This is a genomic window from Stenotrophomonas sp. 05L44_2, from assembly GCF_056665995.1.
In genome coordinates, this window is sequence record NZ_JBFTNR010000126.1 from 1 (window position 1) to 7,435 (window position 7,435).

The following is a 7,435-nucleotide window of genomic DNA, read 5'->3' on the forward strand; positions in this document are numbered from 1 at the left end:
GGCCGGCACTACCGCAGGATCAGCGCAGCTTGGCCAGTGCCTGGCCCAGCTGTACCGGATGCTCGGCATCCAGATGCGGGGCGAATTCGGCCACGCCCGGCGGCAGCAGCACGATCACGGTCGAGCCGTAATTGAAGCGCGCCATCTCTTCGAAGCGCTGCAGCGTGATGCCGCGGCCCCGGTAATCCTTGCGGGTGATGCGGTCGCCGTAGTGCGGAATCTCTTCGCCGCTCCACACCGTTTCCACGCCCGACACCAGCAGCGCACCGACCATCACGCTGACCATCGGGCCGAAGCTGGTATCGAAATGRCAGACCAGGCGTTCGTTGCGTGCGAACAGGCCAGGCACGTTGTTCACCGCGGCCGGGCCGACGCTAAACAGGCGACCGGGCACGTGCACGGTTTCGCGCAGGGTTCCGGTCCACGGCATGTGCACGCGGTGGTAGTCGCGCGGCGACAGGTACACCGTGGCATACAGGCCCTCGTTGAACGGCTTGGCGTCCTCGGCGCTGCCCAACAGCTCGGCGGCGGTGAACGACTGCCCCTTGGCCTGGAAGATGCGCCCGGCGTCGATCTTTCCGAGCTGGCTGATGCGGCCGTCCGCCGGCATCACCAGGCTGCGCGGATCGGCATCGGCCACGCGCGCGCCGGGTTTCAGCGCGCGGGTGAAGAACTGGTTGAAGGTCGGGTAGCTGCGCGGGTCCGGATTGGCCGCTTCATCCAGGTTGACGTTGAACTTGCGGGTGACCGTGTCGATCAGCCAGCGCGATACGCGCGGGTTGTCCGAGTACGCCAGCGAACGCGCCATCGAGGACAGCAGGCGGTGGGGCAGGACGTACGTCAGGGCGGTGGTCAGACTCATGGGGCGGATTTCTCGGTCAGCTTCTGCAGGTCGCGGGCGATCGCCGGCGCATTGAACGGGGGCCGCACCAGGCCGGCGAGCCGGCCCTGCGGATCGAGCACGGCCAGGCTGGCGGAGTGCTCGAGGGTGTAATCCTCGGGATTCTCGTCGAAGTGCTTGCCCGGCACCTTCTGGAACACGAAGCCCAGCGAGGTGGCAAAGCGCTCCAGCGAGGGAATGTCGGCGGTCGCTGCCAGGGTGTCCTTGTGGAAGCCATGGGCGTACTCGCCCAGGCGCGTGGCGGTGTCGCGCTCCGGGTCGACCGAGACGAACAGCACGCGCGGGCGCAGGCCGTCGGGCAGGGCTTCCCACTGGTTCTGCGCCCCGGCCAGCTCGGCCAGGGTGGTCGGGCAGACGTCTGGACAGAACGTGAAGCCGAGGAACACCAGGGTCCAGTGGCCCTTCAGTTCGCCGGGAATCAGGCGCGTGCCGTCGGACTGGGCCAGGTTGTAGTCGGGCAGGGTGCGCGGCTGCGGGTACAGGGTGATCGCTTCGGTGGCCGGCTGCCCGGCCGGCGGCTTCGGCGCGAACACCTGCTGGGCGGCGAGCAGGCCAAGGCCCGCCGCCAGGGCGATCAGCAGGATGATGCCGACGTTGCGATTGAACATGGGATTCCGCCGCAGGAAGTGGCCACCATCATACCGGCTGCGGCTGGATCGTTTCTGCCGCAACGGATGCCGGCGCAGGCGGCAACCCCTATAATCGGGGGCCACTTTGCCCGCAGTACCGCCATGACCGCTGAAACGGCCGCCGAACTCCATACGATCATCGATCTGATCCGCTACGGCACCAGCCGTTTCAATGCTGCGGGCCTGACCTTCGGGCACAGCTACGACAATGCCCTGGACGAGGCCACCCAGCTGGTGCTGCACGGCCTGCACCTGCCGCACGACCTCGGCCCGGCCTACGGCCAGGCGCGCCTGCTGCGCGAAGAGAAGCTGGCGGTGCTGGAGCTGTTCCAGCGCCGCATCGACGAGCGCATCCCGGCTGCCTACCTGACCGGTGAAGCCTGGTTCGCCGGCCTCAGCTTCAAGAGCGACACGCGCGCCCTGGTGCCGCGTTCGCCGATCGCCGAACTGATCGAGTGCGGCTTCGAGCCGTGGCTGGCCGGCCGCGATGTCAACCGCGCGCTGGACCTGTGCACCGGTTCGGGCTGCATCGCCATCGCCATGGGCCACTACTACCCGAACTGGGAAGTGGACGGCGTGGACCTCAGCGATGAGGCGCTGTCACTGGCCGAAGAGAACAAGGAACGCCTGCAGGCGCACAACGTGACCCTGCTGAAGTCGGACCTGTTCAACGGCCTGACCGGTCGCCACTACGACCTGATCGTCACCAACCCGCCGTACGTCACCAACGACGAGACCGACGCCCTGCCGCAGGAATACTCCTGCGAGCCGGAGATGGGCCTGCGTGCCGGCGACGACGGCCTGGACCTGGTGCTGAAGATCCTGCGCGACGCGCCGCTGCACCTGAGCGAGGACGGCCTGCTGATCTGTGAAGTGGGCGAATCCGAACAGCACCTGATCAAGCTGCTGCCGGAAGTGGATTTCGCCTGGGTCGAATTCAAGGTCGGCCAGATGGGCATCTTCGCGGTCGAGTGCCGCGAGCTGATCGCCCACAGCGCGCGCATCACCGAACTGGCGGCGCAGCGCCCGTGAGCTCCAATTCGTTCGGCAAGCTGTTCACCGTCACCACGTTCGGCGAATCGCACGGGCCGGCCATCGGCTGCGTGATCGATGGCTGCCCGCCGGGGCTGGCGCTGGACGCGGCCGAATTCAACCATGACCTGCAGCGTCGCGCCACCGGCAAGAGCCGGCATACGTCGGCGCGGCGCGAGACCGACGAGGTCGAGATCCTGTCCGGGGTGTACGAGGGCCTGACCACCGGCACTCCGATCGCGCTGCTGATCCGCAACACCGACCAGCGCAGCAAGGACTACAGCAACATCGGCCAGCAGTTCCGTCCGGGGCATGCCGACTACAGCTACTGGCACAAGTACGGCATCCGCGACCCGCGCGGCGGTGGCCGCTCCTCGGCGCGCGAGACCACCATGCGCGTGGCTGCTGGCGTGGTCGCCAAGAAATGGCTGGCCGAGCGTTTCGGCATCACCGTGCGCGGCTACCTGTCGCAGCTGGGCGGGATCACTCCGGCCGGTTTCGACTGGTCGGTAGTCGAGGAGAATCCGTTCTTCTGGCCGCACGCCGCACAGGTGCCCGAGCTGGAGGCGTACATGGATGCGCTGCGCAAGTCCGGCGATTCGGTCGGTGCCTGCGTGGACGTGATCGCCGACAATGTACCGCCGGGCTGGGGCGAGCCGATCTACGGCAAGCTTGATGGCGAGCTCGCGGCCGCACTGATGAGCATCAACGCGGTGAAGGGCGTGGAGATCGGCGACGGTTTCGCCAGCGCCATGCAGAAGGGCACCGAACACCGTGACCTGCTGACYCCGCAGGGTTTTGCCAGCAAYCATGCCGGCGGCATTCTCGGTGGCATTTCCACCGGCCAGCCGGTGGTCGCCTCGATGGTGCTCAAGCCGACTTCCAGCCTGCGCCTGCCCGGTGAATCGCTGGATACGGCCGGCAATGTGGTGGAGGTGGTCACCACCGGCCGCCATGATCCCTGCGTCGGCATCCGCGCCACGCCCATCGCCGAGGCGATGATGGCCCTGGTGCTGATGGACCAGGCGCTGCGCCACCGCGCGCAGTGCGGCGATGTCGGCACCATCACTCCGCGCATTCCCGGCCAGCTTGATGGCTGATACGCGGCCGACGGTATGGGTGAGCCAGCCGCTGATCGACGCGGCCATCGCGCCGTTGCGCGATCGCGTGCAGCTGCGCACCACCGATACCGTCACCGCCTGGTCGCCACAGCAGATCGCCGCGCAGCTGGCGGACGTTGACGGGGCGATCATCACCCTCAACGAACGCATCGGTGCGACCCAGGTCGCCGATGCCGCGCAGTTGAAGTTGATCGCCAATGTCGGCGTCGGCTACAACAATCTGGATGTCGACGCGCTCAGCGCCGCCGGCATTCTCGCCAGCAACACCCCGGACGTTCTCACCGAGACCACCGCCGATCTCGGCTTTGCGCTGTTGATGGCCACCGCGCGCCGGATCACCGAATCCGAGCGCTGGCTGCGCGAGGGCCAGTGGGGGCAGTGGTCGTTCCAGACCATGCTGGGGGCCGACATCCATGGCAGCACGCTGGGCATCCTCGGCATGGGCCGCATCGGCCAGGGCATCGCCCGTCGCGGCGCGCACGGCTTCGGCATGAAGGTGCTCTACCACAACCGTTCGCGGCTGCCGGCCGATACCGAAGCCGCGCTCGGAGCGACCTACGTGGATCTGGACACGCTGCTGGCGCAGTCCGACCATCTGTTGACCGTGTTGCCATACACCGCCGCCTCGCACCACATCATCGACGCCGCCGCGCTGGCCAGGATGAAGCCGTCTGCCACCCTGGTGAACATCGCCCGCGGCGGCATCGTCGACGAACTGGCGTTGGCCGATGCACTGGCCAACGGKCGCCTGGCSGCSGCCGGSCTGGATGTSTWCGAAGGCGAACCGAACGTGCGSCCGGAACTGCTGGCCCTGCGCAACATCGTGCTGACCCCGCATATCGGCAGCGCATCGCTGGCCACGCGTACGGCCATGGTGCAGATGGCCGTGGACAATCTGCTGGCCGGGCTTGGCCTGGATGGCAGCCCGTCGCGCATGCCGAGCGCGATCAACGCCGACGCGGCCCTTGCCGCGCGCGCGACCTCGGACAAAAAAAGCGGGAAACGATAGGGAACCTCCGCGCATCCATCCGAGGAGGCTCCCCGAACCCAGCTGTCGTGCGTGAGTTTTCCCCCTTCCCGTTTTCGTGAGAGTTCCCCCATGAGCAATGCACAACGCAGCTTCCACGTCGCCATCGTCGGCGCCACCGGCGCGGTCGGCGAGACCATGCTGGCCATCCTGGCCGAGCGCGATTTCCCGGTCGGCACCCTGAGCCTGCTCGCTTCCGAGCGCTCGGCCGGCGGCGAAGTCGAATACAACGGCAACAAGGTCAGGATCCAGGACCTGGCCACTTTCGACCCGAGTGGCGTGGAAATCGCCCTGTTCTCGGCCGGTGGCAGCGTGTCCAAGGAATACGCCCCGAAGTTCGCTGCCGCTGGCGCGGTGGTGATCGACAACTCCTCGGCCTTCCGTTACGACGATGACGTGCCGCTGGTGGTGTCGGAGGTCAATCCGGACCAGGTCGCCAACCGTCCGCGCGGCATCATCGCCAACCCGAACTGCTCGACCATGCAGATGCTGGTCGCGCTGGCACCGCTGCACCGCAAGTACGGCATCGAGCGCATCAACGTGTCCACCTACCAGTCGGTATCCGGTGGTGGCCGTTCGGCACTGGAAGAACTGGGCAAGCAGACCGGCCAGCTGCTGAGCTTCCAGGAAATCGATCCGCAGCGTTTCCCGGTGCAGATCGCCTTCAACCTGATCCCGCACATCGACGACTTCCTGGACAACGGCTTCACCAAGGAAGAGATGAAGCTGGTCTGGGAGACGCGCAAGATCCTGGGCGACGACAGCATCCTCGTGAACCCGACCGCGGTGCGCGTGCCGGTGTTCTACGGCCACTCCGAATCGGTGGCGATCGAAACCCGTGACAAGGTGACCGTCGCCGAAGCGCGCGCGCTGCTGGAACAGTCGCCGGGCATCGAGGTGGTGGATCGTCACGAGGCCGGTGGCTACCCGACGCCGGTCACCCATGCCTCGGGCACCGACGCGGTGTACGTCGGCCGCATCCGCGAGGACCTGTCGCATCCGCGCGGCCTGAACCTGTGGATCGTGTCGGACAACGTGCGCAAGGGCGCAGCCCTCAACGCGGTGCAGCTGGCCGAGCTGGTCGCCGCCGAGAAGCGCTGATCCCCGCTGTTGCCTGACCGGTAGTGCCGGCCGCTGGCCGGCACTAGCGCAGTCCGCCTCCCCGGTGGGTGCGGACCGTGGTCCGCACGCTTTATAGTGTCGCCCATGAATAAACGAGCCAAGGGCGCACGGCGTCCGCTCACCTGTCTTTCCGCCGCGCTGCTGGCCCTGGTCAGCAGTTCGGCCATGGCCCTGGGCCTGGGCGACATCCGGGTCCTGTCCAAGCCGGGACAGCCGTTGCTGGCCGAGATCCCGGTGATCTCGGCCGATCCGTCCGAACTTGAGAACCTGCGCGTCGCGCTCGCTTCGCCGGTCACCTTCGAGCGCGTTGGCCTGCAGCGCCCGGCGGGTCTGGTCAGCGAACTGCAGTTCGAGCTGACCCGCAATGCGCAGGGCAGGGCGGTGGTGCGGGTGACCTCGCAGACGCCAGTGGAAACACCCTCGTTGAGCTTCCTGGTCGAGGCCGACTGGGGCCAGGGCCGGCTGGTGCGTGAGTACTCGGCGCTGGTCGATGCACCGGCCAGTGCACTGGCCGTGGCCGAACCGGAAATCGTCGCGCCGGCCGGCGTGCTGTCGGACACCATCGTCCGTGATGCGCCTGCCGCCGCTGCAACCGCACCCGAGCCGGCACCGGTCACGCCGGCTGCCGCACCTGCTGCACCGCGTCCACGGGCTGCGTCACCTGCACCTGCACCTGCACCTGCACCAGCGCTCGCTGCAGACGGCAGTGTGACCGTGCAGCGCGGACAGACGCTTTCGCAGATCGCCGGCTCGCTGGCCCGTGGCAATCAGATCAGTCGCGACCGGGCGATGATCGCGCTGTTGCGTGCCAACCCCGAAGCCTTCATCCGTGGCAACGTCAACCTGCTCAAGCAGGGCGCGGTGCTGCGCATGCCGGGCGATACCGCACTGGCCGCGGTGGATGCGGCCGAGGCCACCGCGCTGGTCCGCGAACATGCCGCGCAGTGGCGGCAGGCACGCACCGTGCCACAGCCGGCTGGCGCCGCGATGCCGGTGGCCAAGGCCGATGGCGCTGCTTCTTCCCCGGCTGCGGCCACCGGGGCACGACTTGAAATCGCTCCGGCGCTGGCATCCGACGCCGCGCACGCGGGCACAACCACCGGCACCAGTGCCGGCAGCGAGGGTGACATGCTGGGCAACGAACAACTGCGCCAGGCCAAGGAGGACATCGCCACCCGCGATGCCGAAATCGGCGATCTGAAGCAGCGCGTGGCGGAGCTGGAGAAGCTCAAGGAGCAGCAGCAGTCCCTGATCGCGATGAAGGACAACGACCTGGCCGCCGCGCAGCAGCGTTTGGCCCAGGCGCCCGGTGCGCCCGGCGCTGGCACGCCCTGGTACTGGCTGGGCCTGCCGCTGCTCGTGCTGGCTGCCCTGGGCGCCTGGCTGCTGCGTCGTCGCAAGCCCTCGCCGCTGCCGCCGCTGCGCGATGAACACGATGCCGCCGGCCTGGCAGCAGCGCTGCCGGCAGGTGCCGCGCTGGATACCCTGACCGAACAGGACGCCGGGGTGAACTTCGCTGCCGATGGCGGTCGCCAGGAACCGGCGATGCCGGCCTGGGCTGCCACTGCCGACCATGACGTGCCGGCTGCGGACATCCATGAGG

General features: G+C 67.9%; 7 protein-coding genes. 5 read left to right on the forward strand and 2 right to left on the reverse strand.

Annotation, left to right across the window (positions count from 1 at the left end; genetic code table 11):
• Window positions 1-19 precede the first annotated feature (19 nt).
• Both asd and AC1VAN_RS06380 read right to left on the reverse strand, forming a co-directional pair.
• A complete protein-coding gene (gene asd, locus AC1VAN_RS06375; protein ID WP_025876139.1) occupies window positions 20-862 on the reverse strand; it encodes an archaetidylserine decarboxylase in 843 nt (280 codons plus the stop codon).
• Window positions 859-1,509, reverse strand: a complete 651-nt coding sequence (locus tag AC1VAN_RS06380; RefSeq protein ID WP_032975016.1) for an SCO family protein — start codon at window positions 1,507-1,509, stop codon at window positions 859-861. The genes asd and AC1VAN_RS06380 overlap by 4 nt, the downstream gene beginning before the upstream one ends.
• A gap of 123 nt (window positions 1,510-1,632) precedes the next feature.
• On the opposite strand from AC1VAN_RS06380, the gene prmB reads away from it, so the two are divergent.
• From prmB to AC1VAN_RS06405, 5 genes are all read left to right on the forward strand, one after another.
• Window positions 1,633-2,562: a 50S ribosomal protein L3 N(5)-glutamine methyltransferase gene (prmB, locus tag AC1VAN_RS06385; RefSeq protein WP_442251657.1), complete on the forward strand. Its 930-nt coding sequence runs from the start codon at window positions 1,633-1,635 to the stop codon at window positions 2,560-2,562.
• Entirely contained in the window at window positions 2,559-3,662 is a 1,104-nt protein-coding gene (gene aroC / locus AC1VAN_RS06390; RefSeq protein ID WP_032975015.1) for a chorismate synthase, read from the forward strand. The genes prmB and aroC overlap by 4 nt, the downstream gene beginning before the upstream one ends.
• Window positions 3,655-4,692 (forward strand): 2-hydroxyacid dehydrogenase, encoded by a 1,038-nt coding sequence (locus AC1VAN_RS06395; RefSeq protein ID WP_480985483.1) that lies wholly within the window; start codon window positions 3,655-3,657, stop codon window positions 4,690-4,692. The genes aroC and AC1VAN_RS06395 overlap by 8 nt, the downstream gene beginning before the upstream one ends.
• A 90-nt stretch (window positions 4,693-4,782) precedes the next feature.
• On the forward strand, window positions 4,783-5,811 hold the full coding sequence (locus AC1VAN_RS06400) for an aspartate-semialdehyde dehydrogenase (RefSeq protein WP_032975013.1): 1,029 nt from the start codon (window positions 4,783-4,785) through the stop codon (window positions 5,809-5,811).
• Window positions 5,812-5,916: 105 nt separating this feature from the next.
• Window positions 5,917-7,435 (forward strand): type IV pilus assembly protein FimV (locus AC1VAN_RS06405; protein ID WP_480985484.1); only part of this gene is annotated, 1,519 nt, incomplete at its 3' end.

Excerpts from the sequence above, each read along its gene's own strand:
- AC1VAN_RS06380 (WP_032975016.1), bottom strand. The coding sequence starts at position 1,509 with ATGTTCAATCGCAACGTCGGCATCATCCTGCTGATCGCCCTGGCGGCG.
- prmB (WP_442251657.1), top strand. The coding sequence starts at position 1,633 with ATGACCGCTGAAACGGCCGCCGAACTCCATACGATCATCGATCTGATC.
- AC1VAN_RS06400 (WP_032975013.1), top strand. The coding sequence starts at position 4,783 with ATGAGCAATGCACAACGCAGCTTCCACGTCGCCATCGTCGGCGCCACC.